Source organism: Streptomyces sp. NPDC091279, assembly GCF_044757465.1.
Classification (GTDB): Bacteria; Actinomycetota; Actinomycetes; order Streptomycetales; family Streptomycetaceae; genus Streptomyces.
Genome location: NZ_JBIVVA010000022.1, coordinates 1 through 19,632, shown reverse-complemented (window position 1 = coordinate 19,632; position 19,632 = coordinate 1). Strand labels below are relative to the sequence as shown.

The following is a 19,632-nucleotide window of genomic DNA, read 5'->3' as shown; positions in this document are numbered from 1 at the left end:
AATCGCGTTAACACGCAGGCAACTTCACGGAAGCGGTACCGATATACGGACGCGACAGGCTGAACAGCGTACGGCCGTGCGGGTGCCGTAAACGGGCCGGGATGCGCCATGTCATCCCGGCCCGTTGCCATTCCCTCGCGGGATTGGCCGGTTATCCCTCCGGTTTTCCCGACAGACCGACCCGTTTCCGACCTGCGTGGATCTTCGGCCCGGGCGCTAGGGTCTCCGACGGCGAAACCGACCCGGCCGTCAGACGCCTCCGACGACTCCGACGGCGATGCCCGTCCGCCCTTCGGGCGCCTCCGGCGGGAACGTCGGCTCCCCCTCTGCCCCCTCGCGGGTACCCCGGCGCGGGAACGTCCGTCACTCCTCGGGAGGCTCGGGGGGCTCAAGAGGCTCAGGGGTCTTGCGGGGCTCGGGTGTCTTGGGGGGCTCGGGTGGGACCACTCGTTTCTCCTCCGCGAAGTGGCACGCCGAGTCGTGGGCCGCCGGGCCCGGCAGCAGGCGGAACTCCGCGGGGACCGCCAACTCCGGTACCTCCAGGGCGCAGCGCTCCTGGGCCTTCCAGCAGCGGGTGCGGAACCGGCAGCCGGACGGCACGTCGGTCGGGGAGGGGACGTCACCCGTGAGGATGATCCGCTCCCGGCGTTCCCGCGCGGCCGGGTCGGGGACCGGGACGGCGGACAGGAGGGCCTGGGTGTACGGGTGGGTGGGGTGGTCGTAGATCTCGGTGTCCCGGCCGGTCTCCACGATCCGCCCGAGGTACATCACCGCGACCCGGTCCGAGATGTGCCGGACGATCGACAGGTCGTGCGCGATGAATACGTACGACAACTCGAACTCGTTCTGGAGCCGGTCCATCAGGTTGATCACCTGGGCCTGCACGGAGACGTCCAGCGCGGAGACCGGTTCGTCCGCGACGATGATCTCCGGGCGCAGCGCCAACCCCCTCGCGATGCCGATGCGTTGCCGTTGACCGCCGGAGAACTGGTGCGGATACCGGTTGATGTACTCGGGGTTGAGTCCGACGACGTCCAGCAGATCCTGGACGCGTCGGCGCCGGTCGCCCTTCGGGGCCACCTCGGGGTGGATCTCGTACGGCTCCCCGATGATGTCGCCCACCGTCATGCGGGGGTTGAGGGAGGTGTACGGGTCCTGGAACACCATCTGGATGTTGCGGCGCACCGCCTTGAGCGCGCGGCCGGTGAGGCGGGTGATGTCCTCGCCCTTGTACTTGATCAACCCGGCGGTGGGGCGCTCAAGATTGACGAGCATCTTGGCAACAGTTGATTTGCCGCACCCGGACTCCCCGACGATGCCGAGGGTCTCTCCTCTGTTGAGCGTGAAGTCCACGCCGTCCACAGCCTTGACGGCACCGACCTGTTTCTTGAACACAATGCCCTGGGTCAATGGGTAGTACTTGACCAGTCCACTCACTTCGAGGATCGGCTCAACACGTGACCATGTTGACGCTGACATCGACTCGATCGTTGACCCACCCGTCGGACCCACCGATGTACGGGCCATCGACAGGTCGTCCACCCTCGGCTCATCCATGGAGGCACTCCCTCCAGAAGTGACAGGCACTGACCCGCTCGGCGCCCACCCCGGAGGCCACGCCGGTGTCAGCCCCCGCGCCCGCGCCAGAAACCACCCCCGTCCCGGACACCGCCCCCGCCCCAGGCCCCACCCCGGCGTCAGCCCCCGCGCCCGCCCCAGACACCCCGCCCGCCTCGTTCACCGCATACAGCGGCGGTACCTCCGTCCGGCAGACCTCCTGGGCCATCGGGCAGCGTGGGTGGAAGGCGCAGCCGGGCGGGATGTCCATGAGGTTCGGGGGCAGGCCCTTGATCGCGTACAGCTCCTGGCCCTTCTGGTCCAGGCGCGGGATGGAGTCCAGCAGACCCCGGGTGTAGGGGTGCGCCGGGGCCTTGTAGATGTCGTGGACCGGCGCCTGTTCGACGATCCGGCCCGCGTACATCACCGCGATCCGGTCGGCGACGTCGGCGACCACGCCGAGGTCGTGGGTGATGAGGATGAGCCCCATGGTGTACTCGCGCTGCAACTCCGCGAGCAGGTCCATGACCTGGGCCTGGACGGTGACGTCGAGGGCGGTGGTCGGTTCGTCGGCGATGATCAGGGCGGGTTCCAGGGCGAGCGCCATCGCGATCATGATGCGTTGGCGCATCCCGCCGGAGAACTGGTGCGGATAGTCCCGGACGCGTTGGGCGGCGCCGGGGATGCGGACCCGTTCCATCAGCTCGACGGCCTTGGCGCGGGCGTCCTTGCGGGACATTCCCCGGTGCACGGTGAACATCTCGCCGAGCTGGTCGCCCACGGAGAGCACGGGGTTGAGGGAGGACAGCGCGTCCTGGAAGATCATCGCCATCTCGGCGCCGCGCACCCGGCGCCGTTCCTTCTCCGGCAGCCGGAGCAGATCCCGGTCCCGGAAGCGGATCTCGCCGCCGGTGATCTTCCCGGGCGGGGTGTCGAGGATGCCCATGACAGCCTGCGCGGTGACCGACTTGCCGGAGCCCGACTCGCCGAGCACGGCGAGGGTCTCGCCCGCGTCCACCTGGTAGCTGACGCCGTTGACGGCCCGGGCGACGCCGTCCCTGGTCCTGAACTCCACGTGCAGGTCGCGCACTTCGAGCAGCATGGCGGCGGCTCACCTCAGCTTCGGGTCGAGGGCGTCGCGCACCGCGTCGCCGAGCATGATGAACGCGAGGACGGTGATGGCGAGCGCTCCGGCCGGCCAGAGCAGCATGTGCGGGGCGTTGCGGACGTAGGCGGAGGCGGCGGAGATGTCGATGCCCCAGCTGACCGTGGGCGGCTTCAGTCCGACGCCGAGGTAGGACAGGGTCGCCTCCAGGGAGATGTAGGTGCCGAGCGCGATGGTGGCGACGACGATCACCGGGGCGATGGCGTTGGGCGTGATGTGCCGCAGCAGCAGGCGGGAGTTGGAGGCGCCGAGGGCGCGGGCGGCCTGGACGTAGTCGTTCTGCCGGGCGGTGATGACGGAGCCGCGGGCGATACGGGAGATCTGCGGCCAGCCGAGCAGCACCATGAATCCGATCACCGGCCAGATGGTGTTGGTGACGACCACGGACAGCAGCACCAGGCCGCCGAGGACGACCGGGATCGCGAAGAAGACGTCGGTGATCCGGGACAGGATCGCGTCCCAGGTGCCGCCGAAGAACCCGGCGAGTCCGCCGAGCACGGACCCGAGCAGGGCGACGCCGACGGTGGCGCAGACGCCGACGGCGACGGAGGTGCGGGCGCCGTACACGGTGCGGGTGTAGACGTCGCAGCCCTGGCCGTCGAAGCCGAAGGGGTGGCCCGGCTGGGAGCCCTCCTGAGCCTTGGCGAGGTCGCAGCTGAGGGGGTTGCCGGAGGCGATCAGGGACGGCCACAGGGAGATCACCACGAGGAAGAGGATGATCAGCGCGGAGAGCAGGAAGACGGGGTTGCGGCGCAGTTCGCGCCAGGCGTCGGACCACAGGGAGCGGGCTCTGTCCTGCGGTCCGGTGGCGTCGGGGCCGCCCGGGGTCGGCTCCAGGGTGCGGGCCTCGCTGGTCGCGAGGTCCATGGCGCCGCCCGCGCCCGTGCCCGCGATCGCCTGACCGGGCTCGAACGGCTGCTCAGGCATAGCGAATCCTCGGGTCGAGAACGGCGTACAGCAGGTCGACGAGGAGGTTGGCGACCAGGAAGACGAGGACCAGGACGGTCACGAAGCCGACGACGGTCTGGGTGTTCTGGCGCAGGATGCCCTGGTAGAGCTGGTAGCCGACGCCGTGGATGTTGAAGATCCGCTCGGTGACGATCGCGCCGCCCATCAGGGCGCCGATGTCGGTGCCGATGAAGGTGACGACGGGGATCAGGGAGTTGCGCAGCAGGTGCCGGACGACGACCCGGCGCCGGGGCAGCCCCTTGGCGATGGCCGTGCGGACGTAGTCGGAGCGCCGGTTCTCGGCGATGGAGGTGCGGGTCAGCCGGGTGACGTAGGCGAGGGAGGCGGACGCGAGGACGAGTCCGGGCACGATCAGCTCGCCGAACTCGGCCTCGGTGGAGACCGACGGTCTGATCCAGCCCCATTCGACGCCGAGCAGCAGTTGCAGCAGCAGGCCGGTGACGAAGGTGGGGACGGAGATGACGACGAGGGTGAGCAGCAGTACCGAGGTGTCGACGGGGCGGCCGCGTCGCAGGCCGGTGATCACGCCCAGGGTGATGCCGATGACGATCTCGAAGAGGATGGCGACGATCGTCAACCGGATGGTGACGGGGAACGCCTGCCCCATCAGGTCGGTGACCTTCTGCCCGTTGAAGGCGGTGCCGAAGTCGCCGGTGAAGACGTTGCCCATATAGGTGAGGTATTGCTGCCAGACCGGCTTGTCGAGGCCGAACTCGCGCTTCAGCTGGGCGGCGGTCGCCGGGTCGCACTGCTTGTCGCCGCAGAGCCCGGCGATGGGGTCGCCCATCACGTTGACCATCAGGAAGATCAGGAGGGTGGCCCCGAAGAACACCGGGATCATCTGGAGCAGTCGCCGGACGACGTACCGTCCCACGCCGGGTCAGCTGACCTTGATCTCGTTGTAGACCGGGACGCTGAACGGGTTCAGGGCGACGTTCGAGAGCCGGTCCGACCACCCGGCGCTGCCGTTCTGGTACCAGAGCGGGATGGCGGCCATGGTGTCGCGGACGACCTTCTCGGCGTTCTGGAAGAGGCCGACGGCCTTGCCGGTGTCGGTCTCCTGGTTGGCCTGGTTGATCAACTTGTCGAAGTTCTTGTCGGACCACTTGCCGTCGTTGGAGGAGGCGTTGGTGTAGTAGAGCGGCTGGAGGAAGTTCTGGATGAGCGGGTAGTCCATCTGCCACCCCGCGCGGAACGGCCCCGACATCTTCTTCTGGGTGATCTGGTTGCGGAAGTCGGCGAAGGTGCCGACGGGGTTGCCGACGCAGGCCTTGTCGTTGCCGAGGGAGTTGTTGATGGAGTTGCACACGGCGTCCACCCACTCCTTGTGCGAGCCGGTGTCGGCGTTGTAGGTGATCCTGACCTGGCCGCCGGGCAGCCCGCCGCCCTCCTTGATCAGCTTCTTGGCGTCGGCCGGTCTGTACTGGCACGCCTCGCCGCACAGGCCCGCGTCGTAGCCGCCCTCCTTGCCGAGGACCGGGGAGGTCCAGTCGGTGGCCGGGGTGCGCGTCTTGTGGAAGATCGTGTTCGTGATCTGATCGCGGTTGATCGCCATGGAGAGGCCCTTGCGGACCTTCTCGGAGCCGTTCTTGTTCCACTTCTTGTCGTAGTACGGGAAGGCGAGCGTCTGGATGATCCCGGCGGGGGTGTTGAGGTAGCGGTCGCCGAGGTCGCCCTTGACGTTCTTCAGCTGGGCGGCCGGGACGTCGTCGACGAGGTCGAGGTTGCCGGCCATCAGGTCGGTGTAGGCGGTGTTGTTGTCGGTGTACACCTTGAGGTCGACGCCGCCGTTGGCCGCCTTGTCGGCGCCGGGATAGCCGTCCCACGTGCGCAGGGACATCTGGGAGCCCTTGGCGTAGGACTGGACGCGGTAGGGGCCGTTGCCGATCGGTTTCTTGATCCACGCGGCGTGGTGGTCGAAGAAGGCGCGGGGCAACGGCGCGAAGGCCACGTAGCCGAGGGTGTCGGGGAACGTCGAGAACTTCTGCGTCAGCTTGACGGTGAAGGTGTGGTCGTCGACGACCTTGAGGCCGCTCAGCGTGGTGGCGCTCTGGGCGCCGCTGTCGGGGTGGGTCTTGTCGTAGCCCTCGATGTAGCCGAAGAAGTAGGCGTTGCGCTGGTTGTTCTTGAGGCTCGCGCCGTAGTTCCAGGCGTCGACGAAGGAGCGGGCGGTGACGGCCTCGCCGTTGCTGAACGTCCAGCCGTCCTTGACGGTGATGGTGAAGTTCTTCGAGTCCGACGTGTCGATCCTGGAGGCGAGCATGTCCTCGGCGGCGCCGGTCCTGGGGTTGTACCGCTTGAGGCCCCGGAAGATCATGTCGAGGACCTTGCCGCCCTGCACCTCGTTGGTGTTGGCGGGCTCCAGCGGGTTCTGCGGGTCGCCCCAGGAGGAGCTGAGCACTCCGCTGCCGTTCCCGCTGCCGCTGTCTCCGCCTCCGCCGCCACAGCCCGTCGCGGCGAGGACGACCGCGGCGGCGCATACGGCCCATGGGGCGTGCGTGGCTCCACGCATGGAGTGCCTCCTTCGCTGGGCGCCGGGCGACGCGCTGTCCCAGGCGCGGGAGCACCTGGTTCATGCGTCAAAGATCGACTCCTGAAGGACGGCCCACCTGTTCTGTACGACCGTCCGAGGCACAGTTCACCCGTCCGAGGCACGGTCGGCCTCGTCCGAGGCGCGGGCGGCCGGGTGCGAGGGAGCGGGCGCGGACCGGCGCGCAGGCCCCTCCTCCGAAGGTCGCCGTGAACCCGTTCTCCCCGTGAGTCGGTGTCACCGTCAGCCCCTCACCAGGGACTCTTCACCGGTGTGGACCAATATCCCGGCCCCGCCCGCGAGTTCACCGTTTCCGCAGGCCACGCGGGCTTTCCCGCACCGTTGACGGGTGTGGAACTGCCCTGATAAACACACTCTTCATCCAGTGGTCAGGTCCGGCAGTTTCCGACAGAGCCGCCCCGTGCGAGCGATGACGTGAGGTCACGATCCATGAGCACACCCGACCGGCACGCCTCCCGGCGTTCGCTTCCGCGCAGACCGTGGCCCCGTCTCCTGGCGCTCGCGGGCACCGGCGCCCTGCTGCTGACGACCGTTCTCGCCACCCCGCTCGGCCCGGCCCCGCAGCAGGCGCAGGCCGCCGAGAAGGACAAGGTCCTCACGGTCGCCGTCGCCCAGAGCGTCGACTCGTTGAGCCCGTTCCTGGCAACGCGCCTGGTCAGCACCAGCGTTCTGCGGCTGACCTACCAGTACCTGACCGACTACGACCCCGGCGACGCCCACGCGATCCCCGGTCTCGCCACCCAGTGGAAGACGTCGGCGGACAAGCTCACCTGGACGTACACCATCCGCACCGACGCGACGTGGTCGGACGGGCAGCGGGTGACCGCGCGGGACGCGGCGTGGACGTTCCGCACGATGATGACCGATCAGGGCGCCGCCACCGCGAACGGCAGTTTCGTCGGCAACTTCCGTTCGGTGACCGCCCCGAGCCCCACCGAACTGGTCGTCGAGCTGAAGAAGCCGCAGGCCACCATGGTCGCCCTCGACGTGCCGATCGTGCCCGAGCACATCTGGAAGGGCGTCAAGGACTTCTCGAAGTTCACCAACGACAAGGCGTTCCCGATCGTCGGTGACGGGCCGTTCATCGTCACCGGGTACAAGCCCGACAGCTATGTGCGGCTCAAGGCGAACAAGGGTTTCTGGCGCGGGGCACCGAAATTCGACGAGCTGGTCTTCCGGTACTACAAGGACCAGGACGCTGCGGTGGCCGCGCTGCGCAAGGGCGAGGTCTCCTTCGTCGCGGGCTCGCCGTCCCTGACGCCCGCCCAGGCCGCCTCCCTCAAGGGGCAGCGGAACATCCGGGTGAACGACGCGCCCGGCCGCCGTTTCTACGCGCTCGCCGTCAACCCGGGCGCCCGCGCGAAGAACGGCGAGACGTTCGGCGACGGTGATCCGTCGCTGCTCGACGAACGGGTGCGGCACGCGCTGTTCATGGCCGTCGACCGCAAGGCCCTGATCGACAAGGTGTTCCAGGGGTACGCGGTGCAGGGCGAGGGGTACATCCCGCCGCGTTTCTCGTCGTACTTCTGGAAGCCGTCCGCGAGCCAGGAACTCGGCCACGACCCGGCGAAGGCGGGCGCCCTCCTCGACCAGGCGGGCTACCGCAAGAACGCCGCCGGCCAGCGCGTCGGCAAGGACGGCAAGCCGCTGACCTACCGCGTCCTGTGCCACGCCACCGACCCCAACGACAAGGCCGTCGGCCAGTATCTCAAGGAGTGGTGGGCCGAGTTGGGCATCGGCATGACGCTCGACTGCCAGGACAACGTCACCGACCCGTGGCTCGCCGGCACCTACGATCTGGCCTTCGACGGCTGGTCCGTCAACCCCGACCCGGACTATGTGCTGTCCCTGCACACCTGCGCGGCGCTGCCCGCGACGCCGAAGGAGATCGGCGCCACCGACAACTTCATCTGCGACAAGACCTACGACGCGCTGTACGCCAAGCAGCTCGCCGAGTACGACCCCGCGAAGCGCGCGGCCCTGGTCAAGCAGGCGGAGTCCCGGCTCTACGACCTCGGTTACATGAACGTCCTCGCCTATCCGAACGCCGTCGAGGCCTACCGCACCGACCAGATCAGGTCGATCGAGACGATGCCGAAGGCCGCGGGCAACCTCTACGGCCAGGACGGCTACTGGAGCTGGTGGTCGGCGGTACCGGCCAACTCCGCCTCGCCGCGCGGGAGTTCGACGGGGATCGTGGTCGCGATCGTCGCCGGGGTCGTGGTCCTCGCGGGTGCCGGGCTGTTCCTCGCCAGGCGGCGGCACGCCACCGCCGACGACCGCGAGTAGCCGGTGACCACCCTCACCACCGGGGAAACGGCCCCGACGGCGCCCCGCGCCCGCACGGCCACCGGATATCTGCGCTACGGGGCGGCCAAGGCGGGCGGCGCGGTCGTGTCGTTGCTGGCCGTCCTGGTCACCGGGTTCTTCCTGTTCCGGCTGCTGCCGGGCGACCCGGTGAAGACCATGACCGGCGGCCGCCCGGTGTCGGCGGCGCAACTGGCCGCGTACCGACGGGAGTTCGGGCTCGACCTGCCGTTGTGGCAGCAGTTCACGTCGTACTGCGGCAAGGCGCTGAGCGGGGATCTGGGCACGTCGTACCAGTTCCACGCGCCGGTCGTCGACAAGATCGGCGAGGCGCTGCCGAACACGCTGCTGCTGACCGGCACGGCCTTCGTCCTCTACACCGCGCTCGGCATGTTCCTCGGCACCCGTTCGGCCTGGCGCAACGGCCGCCTCGGCGACCGGATCGGCACGGGGCTCGCGCTGACCCTGTACTCGGTGCCGTCGTTCTGGCTGGGGCTGCTGCTCATCATCGTGTTCGGGGTGGGCCTGGGCCCGGTGCCGGGGCTGTTCCCGACCGGCGGGATGGAGTCGGGTGACTCGGAGGGCTTCGCGCGGGTCGTCGACGTGGCCCATCATCTCGTGCTGCCGGTCATCACCCTGGTCGCCGTCGAGTACGGGCAGACGCTGCTGGTCACCCGGTCCGCGCTGCTCGACGAGATGGGCGCCGACTACCTGACGACGGCCCGCGCCAAGGGGCTCAGGGACGACCTGGTGCGCCGCAGGCACGCCGTGCCGAACGCGCTGCTGCCGACCGTCACCCTGGTCTTCGTCAACCTGGGCCGGACCGTCGCGGGCGTCATCCTCGTCGAGACGGTGTTCTCCTGGCCGGGCCTCGGCGGACTCTTCTACCAGGCCCTCAGCGTGCCCGATCTGCCCCTGGTCCAGGGGCTGTTCCTCTTCTTCGCCGCGGCGGTGATCGTCATGAACACCCTGGCCGACCTGGTCTACCCCCTGCTCGACCCCCGGGTGGCGCGATGACGGCGCCCCCCACTCCCGCCGCCCTGGCCCGGCAACGGCGCCGCCGTGCCGCCCTCCGGTTCTGGCAGGGCTACCGCACGCACCGGGCGGGCCTGTTCGGGCTCGCGGCGCTCGCCCTGTTCGCGTTGATCGCGCTCACCGCTCCGCTGACGGTCGGCGCGGACGTGTCCCGGGTGACCGACGCGCCGGGTGCCCCGCTCCAACCCCCCAGCGGCGCCTTCCTGTTGGGCACCGACCGGTTCGGCCGCGATGTGCTCGGCCTGGTGGTGTGGGGCGCCCGCGTCTCGCTCCTGGTGGGCCTGCTCGCGGCGCTGTTGTCGGTGGCGATCGGCGGGGTCGTCGGCATCGCGGCGGGGCATTTCCGGGGCGCCCCGGCGACCGTGCTGATGCGGGTCACGGACTGGTTCCTGGTGATGCCGACGCTGGTCCTCGCGATCGCGCTGGCCACCGTGCTGTCCCGGTCCCTCGCGACGGTGATCCTGGCGATCGGCGTCACCTCGTGGCCGACGACGGCGCGGCTGGTGCGGGCGCAGACGCTGGCGGTGGAGTCGCGGCCGTACATCGAGCGGGCCAAGGCGCTCGGCGGCGGCCACTGGCATGTGATGACCCGTCATGTGCTGCCCAACGTCATGCCGTTGGTCCTCGCGCAGACCACCCTCACCATCTCCTCCGCCGTCCTCGCGGAGGCGACCCTCGCCTTCCTGGGCCTGGGCGATCCGACGGTGATCTCCTGGGGCGGCCTGCTCCAGGACGCGCGTGAGGCGGGTGCGGTCAGCAGCGGCGACTGGTGGTACCTGGTGCCGCCCGGCATCGCGATCGTCCTGGTGGCGCTGGCGTTCACGTTGTGCGGCCGGGCGATCGAGTCGGTGCTCAACCCGAGGCTGGGGGTGGCCCGTTGACGCCCCGCACGACACGGAGCCCGGACCCGGCCTCGGCCACGGGCCAACAGGCCCGCACGACAAGCACGTTGGGGGTGACCCGGTGACGCTCCTCGATGTGCGGAACCTGACGGTGACGTATCCGGGCGACGTCGCCGCCGTACGAGGCGTCGACCTGAAGTTGACGGCTGGTCAGAAGCTGGGCGTGGCAGGCGAGTCGGGGTGCGGCAAGTCGACGTTGGCTCTGGCGCTGCTGCGGCTGCTGCCGCCCGGCACGAGGGTCGGCGGGCAGATCCTGCTCGACGGCGAGGATGTGCTGACGATGCGGTGGGGCCGGGTCCGCGCGGTGCGCTGGGCGGGCGCCTCCATCGTCTTCCAGGGCGCGATGCACTCGCTGAACCCGGTGCACCGCGTCGGTGACCAGATCGCGGAGCCGGTCCTGCTGCACGGGGACGCGACACCGACGGCGGCGAGACGGCGCGCGGCCGAACTCCTCGAACAGGTCGGCCTGTCCGCGTCCCGGGCGGCGGCCTACCCGCACGAACTCTCCGGCGGGCAGCGCCAGCGCGTGATGATCGCCATGGCGCTGGCCTGCGAGCCTCAGCTCGTCATCGCCGACGAGCCGACCACCGCGCTGGACGTGATGATCCAGGCGCAGATCCTCCGGCTGATCGAACAGCTCGTGGCGGAGCAGGGCGTGAGCCTGCTGATGATCAGCCACGATCTCGCGGTGCTGGCGGAGACCTGCGACCGGCTCGCGGTGATGTACGCGGGCCGCGTGATCGAACAGGGCCCGGCCCGAACGGTGTACGAGAACGCCGCGCACCCTTACGGCCGCGCCCTGTCGGAGGCGTTCCCGAGGATCGGCGCCCCCGCGTCCCGTTTCGCCCCTCGCGGCCTGCCGGGCGACCCTCCCGACCCGGCGGCGCTGCCCCCCGGCTGCGCGTTCCAGCCCCGGTGTCCGGTGGCGCTGGCGGAGTGCGAGACGGAGGACCAGGAGTTGCGGGAGGTGGGCGAGGCCCGCGAGGCGGCGTGCGTCCATGTGGGGGCGCCGGGTTCCGGTCCGGCGGCGCCTCTGCTGCTGGGGGACGGGTCGTGAGGGGGCGGGGGCTGGTCGACGGCGGTCAGGGCATGGACGTTCACGGGGAACCGGTGAGAGGGCGGGGCCCGGCAAACGGCGTTCAGAGCACGGGCGTTCACGAGGAACCGGCGGCTCCCGGGCCGGCCGCGCTCGCCGGAGAGACGAGGAGCGGCGCATGACCGCATCGACAGCGGGCCCCCTGCTCAGCGCGCGTGGGCTGCGGGTGACGTTTCCCGGGCGGCGGGGTGCCGCGCCCTCGCGGGCGGTCGACGGGGTCGATCTGGAGGTCGGCGCCGGGGAGATCGTCGCGCTGGTGGGTGAATCGGGGTGCGGGAAAACGACGTTGGCGCGGACGCTGCTGGGTCTTGTCCGGCCGACCGAGGGTGAAGTCCGCTTCGACGGGCGGCCGTTGGAGTACGCGGCGCGAGCCCTGAAGGCGTACCGGCGGCGCGTCCAACTGGTGCTCCAGGACCCGAGCGGCGCTCTGAACCCCCGGCACACGGTGTACGAGGCGGTGGCCGAGGGGCTGCGGATTCACGGGTACGCCGGTGACGAGACGGCGGCGGTCGAACGGGCCCTGTCCCGGGCGGGGTTGCGGCCGCCGGAGCGGTTCTTCGCCCGGCACCCGCATGAACTCTCCGGCGGGCAGCGCCAACGCGTGGTCATCGCGGGGGCGTTGGTGCTGGAACCCGAACTGATCGTCGCCGACGAGCCGGTGGCCTCCCTGGACGCCTCGGTGCGCGGCGAGATCCTCGCGCTCCTCCTGGGCCTGCGTGCCGAACTGGGCCTGTCCGCGCTGGTGGTGACCCATGACCTGGGCCTCGCCTGGAACATCGCGGACCGGGTGGCGGTGATGTATCTGGGCCGCATCGTGGAGACGGGCCGCGTGGAGCAGGTGCTGACAGCGCCCCAACACCCTTATACGCAGGCCCTGTTGTCGGTGCTTCCGGAGGCGCCGGGTACCCCGGTGATCCTCACCGGCGAGCCTCCGGACCCGTCCCGTGTCCCGACGGGCTGCCGTTTCCACGCCCGTTGCCAGATCCTGGCGGGCGGCGAGGCGGAGCGGGCGGGGGTCGCGGACGCGTGCCGGGGCCAGGATCTGGAGGTCCTGACGGGGGACGCGGGGGCGCAGGTGGCGTGCCATTGGGTGGGGGCGCGGGTGACGTCGTAACGGCCGCTCGCCCAGGGGGAGTTCTGCGGCTCGGGTCGGCCGGGACGGGGAAAGGGGATGTGAGGCGAGGTGTCCGAACCCCCCCTCCCCTACAGGGACATGGGGAGAATTTGACCTAATAAAGGGGATACACAACGGTTCCTCAGAGAACTCCCTGCTACACACCTTGGCAACACCCGCGATTCACCTCGGCCCCTTGTGATCACGTCGTTGTTCACGACACCCCCCCACTTGAGCACCACAGGAGAGAACACCCATGCGCAGAGTTGCCGCATGCCTGGCCGCGGGCGCCGTCGCCCTCGGCGGAGCCACCGCGATCGCCTCCCCCGCCTCGGCGGCCACCTCGTCGGGCTCGTTCAACGTGCTCACGTACAACGTGGCGGGCCTGCCCTCCGCGATCAACAGCTCCGACACTCCGCGTGAGTCGAGCACCACGGCGATCGGCGAGCGCATAGCGCCGTACGACATCGTGAACGTGGAGGAGGACTTCAACTACCACGCCTACCTCTACGCCGCCGACACCGCGCACGCCTACCGCACGGCCACCAGTGGCGGCGCCGGTATCGGCAGCGGCCTCAACACCCTCTCGAAGCTGCCGTACGACTCCTTCCAGCGGGTCAAGTGGACGTCCTGCCAGCTCGATTCGGGTGACTGCCTGACGCCCAAGGGCTTCACGTTCATGCGGGAGCAGATCGCGTCCGGCGCGTACGTCGACTTCTACAACGTGCACACCAACGCCGGTACCAACGCGGGCGACGAGAAGTCCCGCGCGGCCAACCTCGCCCAGCTGTCGGCCTTCATCAAGGCGAACTCGGCGGGCAACGCGGTGGTCGTCATGGGCGACACCAACACCCGTTACACGCGCGCCGAGGACACCATCGGGGAGTTCGCGTCGGACAACGGGCTGACCGACGCGTGGGTCGAGCTGGAGCGGGGCGGGGTCGCGCCGGCCAAGGGTTCCGACGCGCTCGTCTGCGACCAGACCGGCACGACGGTCCCCAACACGTGCGAGACCGTGGACAAGGTCCTCTACCGGGGCAGCGGCGCGCTCAGCCTGAAGGCCACGTACTTCAACAACGAGCACGCGAAGTTCCTGACGTCGGACAACAAGATGCTGTCGGACCACGACCCGATCACGGTGAACTTCGACTGGTCGCTCAACTAGCCGACAGCCAGGCCGAGTAGGAGGCGGGTCGCCTCCAGAAGTCCCGCTGGTCCACTCGAACCAGCGGGACTTTCCCTTGCCCGCCGACGATATGACGTGCCGTCAGGACAGCGGGGCGAGGGGGATGTCGAGGTAGGCCTCGGCGTTCTCCGGGGAGGAGAGCCGGAGGGTGGACGGGGTGGTGTTGGCGTCGGTGAAGAACGGGTCGTGCGCGTCGATGATCAGCTGGAGCCGACGGCCCTTGCCCAGCACGTAGTGGGCGGGCTGGAGGGGGAACGTCAGCGTGGTGGCCTCACCGGCGGACCGGCCGACGAGGGTGTACGGGGCGTGGGTGATGATGCGGGCGTTGCCGGTCGCCTCGTTGAGGTCCATCAGGTAGGCGACGATCGTGGCGTCCCCCGCCATCTCCGGCGCGATGGTGACCCGTAGCTCCAACTCGCCCTGGACGCGCATCGGTTGCTTCAGCGGCGCCGTGGTCCAGGCGAGGGCGAGGCCCCCGACGGCGCCGGTCTTGTAGGTGTGGGGCAGGCCCAGGCGTTCGGCCAGGCCCGTCTTGATGAGCTGCGGGGCGACGACGACGGCGCTGCTCTCGCCGGTGGCGTCGAGGGATCGGGTCCAGCCCGGCTGCGGCTGCCCCTCGGCCATCGTCGCGTCGGTCTCACCCGAGGCGGCGCCGAGGTGGAACCGCTTGCGGGGCAGGACGTAGTCGTCCCAGCTGGCGTGGGACAGTTCGGACAGGAGGTTGTGCATGTACTCCGAGCGGACCCCGAACTGCGGCGTCGCGCCGTTTCCGGCCGAGCCGCCGAGGTGGTGGTCCAGCCAGCGGTAGGCCGTCTCGGTGGGCTTGGCGATCAGCCCCAGGAGGCCGGGCAGTTCGCCGTTGCCGTGGTCGCCGATCTGGACGAGCAGCGACTTGGGGCTCTGGAGGTCCTGGAAGAAGTCGACGACGGCGGGCACCGAGAAGATCGTCTCGTGCCAGTACGTGGTCATCAGGACCGGCAGGTTGTGGTCGTTGTACGCCTTCAGGTACTCCTTCGGCGAGCGGACCCGGGCGAACTCCCGCACCTCGTCGTCGACGGTGTTGCTGCGGATCTTCTCGATGACCCCGCGGAACTCCTTGGAGCACCGTTCCTCGCCGAACAGGGCGACGAGCGCCTCGAACGCCGCGGTGTGCAGGGTGTCGTTCTCGTACAGGGAGGCGAACAGGTCGCCCCAGGCGCTGGCGCCCGCGACGGCCTTGACCCGGCTGTCCCTCGCGGCCAGCAGCAGGCTCGTCCCGGCGCCGTAGGACGCGCCGAAGCAGCCGATCCGTTCCGGGTCGACGCCTTCCAGGCCGGTCAGCCAGTCGAGGATCTCGACGCCGTCGTCGACGTCCTGCGGTCCGGCGACGTGGATCTCGCCGGTGGAGGCGGCCAGGCCGCGCTGGCTGTAGGCGAGGACGGCGTACCCGCCGAGCGCCAGGCGCGGGAGCATGCCGAGGTAGGCCGTGCGGCCGATCGCGACCAGCGGGGCGGGCATGACGACCACGGGACAGGTCTGGCCGGGCGCGAGGTTGCGCGGCATGCTCAGCGCGGCGTCGATCCGGGTCCCGTCCGCCATGATGATCGGCGTCTCGCGGTATTCGGCGATCTCGGCGTACGTCTCGTAGGTGTCGGCCAGGCCCCACTGGTCGAGCCGGCCGATGCGGCGCGGCGACGGGTCGAGGAGCGCTTCGCGGATCGCGTCCAGCGTGGCGACGCTCTCGGGGTCGAGCGCGAACGGAGAAGCCGCGTGGCCTTCAACAGGCATGAATGTGCTCACCTTCGGTTTTGGGAGTGTGACGGTCCGTCACAGGCATGCTCTCCCTGATCACCGCCCGCTCCCGATGCCGGACCTCTCACCTCCCTCGAAAGAGTGACCCGACACGGCTCAAACCCCTTGGCTGCAAAGGGAGTTGAGTTCCGGCCACCGCCAACGGCACGGAACGCACCCGGCCGACAGCACCGCGACGGCCCCGAGCGGCGGCACCATGATCAGCCCGCGCCCCGGTGGCCCGCGCGGCCATGGAGCACCCCGGAGAGCACATCGGAACGAGTCGGGCAACGGCCCTGGCGGGGACAGCAGGGCGTTCTCCGCAGGTCAGAGCAGCGGAAGACCGACGCAGGGCGGGCGGCGGATTCAGCGCATACCGTTTCCATCAGCCCGGGATCGGCACGTGCGGCGCAGTCCGCCCGATCTTCGCGTTGCGTCACAACATCATGATTATCGGGTAGCCTGCGTCCGCCAACTCGGTGTTCAACGACACCTGGAGCTTGGCTCATCTCTGATCCCGCCGTCGCCGAGGAGGCCGTGCCATGGAACCCGTCACGTTGATCACCGGCGGTTCGAGCGGGATCGGTGCGGCCACCGCCCGTGCCCTGCTCAAGCAGGGTCACCGCGTGGCGATCACCGGCCGCGACGCCGGTCGACTCGCCGCGTTCGCCGCCTCCACCGGGGCGGGTGAGCGGCTGCTGACGCTCGCCGGTGACGCCGGTGACGAGGGCCATGTCGCCGCTGCCGTGCGCCAAGTCGTGGACACCTGGGGCCGGTTGGACACGGTGATCGCGAACGCCGGGTACTCCCTGCCCGGCACCCTTGAGGACCACGACCCCGCGGCCATGCGGGCCATGGTGCTCACCAACGTTCTCGGCCCGGCTCTGCTGGTGCGCGAGACCCTGCCGCATCTGAGGGAGTCCCAGGGCCGCATCGTGATCGTCGGTTCGGTCGCGGGCACCAGGAACACGCCGGGCAACCTGTACTCCGTCACCAAGTGGGCGGCGCACGCCCTCGCCGAGAACGTCCGCCTCCTGGTGGCCAAGGACCGCGTCGGCGTCACCGTGGTCGCCCCGGGGGTCGTGGACACCCCCTTCTGGGAGGAGCGCGGTGGAACGCCGGCCACGGCACTGACCGCCGAACAGGTCGCGGAGACGATCCTGTTCGCCGTCAACCAGCCCGAGGGCGTCGACATCAACAACGTCGTAATGCGCCCGTCCGGCCAGACAGGCTGATCCCGATCACAGGGCGGGGCGGGGTGCATGAAGCCGCCGGGCTCGCCGTCGGCCAGAACATCGGAATGAAGCAAGCAGGAGCCCTGATCGCCGCCCGGGTCAACCCGTCCCTCATGGCATGCGCCGTCATCGCGGCTGCGGCCGGGCTGCACAGGTGGGCAACGGCCATGGCAGCGAGCGGCGGCATACGGTCCAGCCTCTAGGTCGGCTTGACCGGGCGCAGCATCACCGAGAACACGGGCGAGTCCGGGAAGGGTTGCTGGTCACCGAGTTTGCGGTAGCCCCACGCCTCGTAGACGGCTTGGACAGCCCCGTCGCCGTTCAGGGGGTTCACCAGGAGCGTCACGCGTTCTTCCTGGCGGGAGTTGAGCCATGCCTCGTGCAACTGCCAGGCGACGCCGTGTCCTCGCCAGGGCTTGCGGACCACGATCTCGTTGAGGGCGGCGGTGCGTGTTCCGGTTTCGGTGGTCACGTCGGCCGCGAGTGGGGTGAGCATGTTGTTCCACCACTTCGTGCCGGGCGCGAGGGCCGTCCCGAAACAGAAGCCGACGGGCTCGCCGTCCTCGTATCCCAGTACCGCGCTCCAGCCGGGTCGGGACGAGTAGGTCGACAGGCGTTCGTCAAAACGTTCAACGTCGTAGAAGGGCCCGGTGAGTCCGAAGTCCCGGCGTCTGACCTCGACATGGATGTCCAGGATGCGCTGCCGGATCTCGGGAAGGTCTGCGGCGACATAGCGCCTCACGTCAACTGTGCTCACGTGGCGACCAGTTCACGAACGCGCTCGAATGTCTGCCGGGCCGTCCCGTTCGACTTGTAGGGCGAGAGGAGGGACGGAATTCTCGCCACCCGCCCGTCGACTCGACCCGAGTGCATGCCCGGGTACTCGTCCAGAACGGCGTTCCAGGTGGCGCAGGCTGCCTCCAGGTGCCCTACGTGGAGCTGCCTCTCGGCGAGCAGCGAGCTGAAGATGAGCTTGCTGCGGTGGCTGTCCGTGGAATCCCGGAGGCGGAAGTGATCGTGCAGGGACTCGATACTCCCTTTCGTGTCACCCAACGCATGCCGAACCTGCGCGGTGGCGTAGGCCAACGTCGCCGAGGTGAACCCGCCGAACGTCCCGACCGGGCTCTCGGCCTGGTTCACCGCACGTTCCGCCTCACGGAGGCTGGCCAGCGCGTTCGCCTTCTCACCTGCCAGTGCGAAGGAGTGCGCCTGCTGCCCCGTGATGAAGGCCCGCATCCGGGGGCTGGACACGGGTGCCGCCTGAGCAGCGGCATTGGCGAGCCGCACAGCGGGCGCGCCGTGCCCGAGGTCCGCGGCCTGCACCGACATGCCGCGCAGGACATGGCAGTAGGTCATGCGGTCACCGCTGGCCCCAGCAAGCTCCAGACTCTTCACGTAATACTCTTGCGCCCGCCCATGCGCCCCCTCATCCACCGCCATCCACCCCGTCAGATAGCAGTGCAGAGAGGCCGCCGACATCATCGCCTTACGTGTCTCCGGCGACGCGCTCGCTTTCAGGTAGGGGGCAATGATGTTGACCAGGAAGGCGGCGGCCATCGGCCGGGCGTAACGGCCGCCAAAATCACTATCGAGGCCTGACAGGCGATCAGTCATCGCCGATACCGCCTGGACCTCTGATTGACCGATACGCCTCTGAGGGTCGGCCTTGATGGCTTCCATCCGCCCCACGAGATCGGGCAAACCCGGAACAGTGAGCGCCACAGAGAAGAGACTCGCACCGAGAACAGATCGCCGGGACGGGTCCATATCGAGGCTCCCCAAGTCGATCAGCCCTTCCACCATGTCCATATGGGTGCCCGCACCCGTCGCGGCTGCGGGGAAACCTGCTTCGGAGTGCGTGATGGGCCGGAGCAACCTCCGGGCGAACGCCTCCACAATGATCGGCCGAGCGCCCTCCTTGGGCATGTGACCCTTCAGCCACTGATGGATCGAGGGCTCCCGGTACTTGAGCGGCGTCCCGCGTTCGGTACCGATACGGTTCACCGCCTGAGCGAATTGACGCATCGTCCATCCGCTCTCACGGTACAACCGCTCCAGCGCCGTGTTCGACTCCGGTGTCTTCACAGGCCCCGACTCCCCACGTACCCGCTTCTTAAAGCTCTTAAGCTCTGCCGCCACGACAGCATGGCGCTGTGCGTAGCCATCAAGTTACCTAAAGCGAGATGAGGTTACTCCAAGAAGCGAGGCAGCGATGGATGGCCGGAGAGCGCCGGCACGGGGGGCCGCTGACGGGGCTGGCGATCTGGAGACCTGCCCAACCTGCGTCGAGCTGGCAGTTCCCAGGCGCATCGCCGAACTCGACGGGCGTCAAAGCAACGCGGTTGACTGCGTGGCGTCGCCCAGGTGGCACCCGCGGCATGACGACACACCTGCGCCCGCCGGGCCGGAGCATCTCCCGCGATGGGCACGCCCGTCAGGGCGAGGCGGCCGCAGTTCAGACCTGGAAACCCGTACCCAATTCCCCCTCCGGGCAGACGCGTCGAGCGCTTAAGGCTCTTAATTCCCGACCACCTCCCCACGATAGCCACCGATTGAGATCAAGCAGTTACCTAGGGTGAACAACAGGGAACGCAGCGAAAGAGACAGAGCCAAGTGAAAAAGCATCCGTTGCCGCCCTCCGTCGGGGCGTTGTTGGTCGACGCTCACGACAAGGTGGGTGAGTTCCGGGCCGCGTTGTCCGGCCGTTGGTACCTGCGTCCCGTGAGTGGCGGTACCGAGTGGGAC

At 69.3% G+C, this 19,632-nt stretch carries 14 protein-coding genes and 2 pseudogenes; 8 read left to right on the top strand and 8 right to left on the bottom strand.

The window, feature by feature from the left end; translation table 11 throughout:
* Window positions 1-363: 363 nt before the first annotated feature.
* From ACIQOU_RS35680 to ACIQOU_RS35660, 5 genes and pseudogenes are all read right to left on the bottom strand, one after another.
* Window positions 364-1,479 (bottom strand): ABC transporter ATP-binding protein, encoded by a 1,116-nt coding sequence (locus ACIQOU_RS35680; RefSeq protein WP_401544383.1) that lies wholly within the window; start codon window positions 1,477-1,479, stop codon window positions 364-366.
* A 250-nt stretch (window positions 1,480-1,729) separates the two neighbouring features.
* Window positions 1,730-2,659 (bottom strand): annotated as a pseudogene (locus ACIQOU_RS35675) (ABC transporter ATP-binding protein); the annotation flags it as partial.
* 9 nt (window positions 2,660-2,668) lie between these two features.
* Window positions 2,669-3,649 carry an ABC transporter permease gene (locus ACIQOU_RS35670; RefSeq protein ID WP_401544380.1) on the bottom strand — a complete coding sequence of 327 codons (981 nt, stop codon included), beginning with the start codon at window positions 3,647-3,649 and terminating at the stop codon, window positions 2,669-2,671.
* Window positions 3,642-4,565, bottom strand: coding sequence for an ABC transporter permease (locus ACIQOU_RS35665; RefSeq protein ID WP_401544377.1), 924 nt, complete (start codon window positions 4,563-4,565; stop codon window positions 3,642-3,644). The genes ACIQOU_RS35670 and ACIQOU_RS35665 overlap by 8 nt, the downstream gene beginning before the upstream one ends.
* 6 nt (window positions 4,566-4,571) lie before the next feature.
* Window positions 4,572-6,203, bottom strand: a complete 1,632-nt coding sequence (locus ACIQOU_RS35660) for an ABC transporter substrate-binding protein (protein WP_401544374.1) — start codon at window positions 6,201-6,203, stop codon at window positions 4,572-4,574.
* 468 nt (window positions 6,204-6,671) lie between these two features.
* Here ACIQOU_RS35660 and ACIQOU_RS35655 point away from each other — a divergent pair, with 468 nt between their 5' ends.
* From ACIQOU_RS35655 to ACIQOU_RS35630, 6 genes and pseudogenes are all read left to right on the top strand, one after another.
* A complete protein-coding gene (locus tag ACIQOU_RS35655) occupies window positions 6,672-8,531 on the top strand; it encodes an ABC transporter substrate-binding protein (protein ID WP_401544371.1) in 1,860 nt (619 codons plus the stop codon).
* A 3-nt stretch (window positions 8,532-8,534) separates the two neighbouring features.
* Window positions 8,535-9,566 (top strand): ABC transporter permease, encoded by a 1,032-nt coding sequence (locus ACIQOU_RS35650; protein WP_401544370.1) that lies wholly within the window; start codon window positions 8,535-8,537, stop codon window positions 9,564-9,566.
* Window positions 9,563-10,465: an ABC transporter permease gene (locus ACIQOU_RS35645; RefSeq protein ID WP_401544368.1), complete on the top strand. Its 903-nt coding sequence runs from the start codon at window positions 9,563-9,565 to the stop codon at window positions 10,463-10,465. Before ACIQOU_RS35650 ends, ACIQOU_RS35645 begins: the two co-directional genes overlap by 4 nt.
* An 82-nt stretch (window positions 10,466-10,547) precedes the next feature.
* Window positions 10,548-11,543: an ABC transporter ATP-binding protein gene (locus ACIQOU_RS35640; RefSeq protein WP_401544366.1), complete on the top strand. Its 996-nt coding sequence runs from the start codon at window positions 10,548-10,550 to the stop codon at window positions 11,541-11,543.
* A gap of 157 nt (window positions 11,544-11,700) precedes the next feature.
* Complete coding sequence (locus tag ACIQOU_RS35635) at window positions 11,701-12,696, top strand: oligopeptide/dipeptide ABC transporter ATP-binding protein (RefSeq protein ID WP_401544364.1); 996 nt, start codon at window positions 11,701-11,703, stop codon at window positions 12,694-12,696.
* 256 nt (window positions 12,697-12,952) lie between these two features.
* Window positions 12,953-13,858: pseudogene (locus ACIQOU_RS35630) on the top strand (endonuclease/exonuclease/phosphatase family protein); the annotation flags it as partial.
* A gap of 105 nt (window positions 13,859-13,963) precedes the next feature.
* Here the strand turns inward: ACIQOU_RS35630 and ACIQOU_RS35625 are convergent.
* Window positions 13,964-15,649 carry an alpha/beta fold hydrolase gene (locus ACIQOU_RS35625; protein ID WP_401544363.1) on the bottom strand — a complete coding sequence of 562 codons (1,686 nt, stop codon included), beginning with the start codon at window positions 15,647-15,649 and terminating at the stop codon, window positions 13,964-13,966.
* Between the two features lie 545 nt (window positions 15,650-16,194).
* Here ACIQOU_RS35625 and ACIQOU_RS35620 point away from each other — a divergent pair.
* Window positions 16,195-16,887, top strand: a complete 693-nt coding sequence (locus tag ACIQOU_RS35620) for an SDR family oxidoreductase (RefSeq protein ID WP_401544361.1) — start codon at window positions 16,195-16,197, stop codon at window positions 16,885-16,887.
* Between the two features lie 23 nt (window positions 16,888-16,910).
* Complete coding sequence (locus tag ACIQOU_RS35615; protein WP_401544358.1) at window positions 16,911-17,090, top strand: hypothetical protein; 180 nt, start codon at window positions 16,911-16,913, stop codon at window positions 17,088-17,090.
* On the opposite strand, the gene ACIQOU_RS35610 is transcribed toward ACIQOU_RS35615, so the two are convergent.
* Window positions 17,087-17,644 carry a GNAT family N-acetyltransferase gene (locus tag ACIQOU_RS35610; RefSeq protein ID WP_401544356.1) on the bottom strand — a complete coding sequence of 186 codons (558 nt, stop codon included), beginning with the start codon at window positions 17,642-17,644 and terminating at the stop codon, window positions 17,087-17,089. The genes ACIQOU_RS35615 and ACIQOU_RS35610 overlap by 4 nt on opposite strands.
* Window positions 17,641-18,972, bottom strand: a complete 1,332-nt coding sequence (locus ACIQOU_RS35605; protein WP_401544354.1) for a tetratricopeptide repeat protein — start codon at window positions 18,970-18,972, stop codon at window positions 17,641-17,643. Before ACIQOU_RS35605 ends, ACIQOU_RS35610 begins: the two co-directional genes overlap by 4 nt.
* Window positions 18,973-19,632 lie beyond the last annotated feature (660 nt).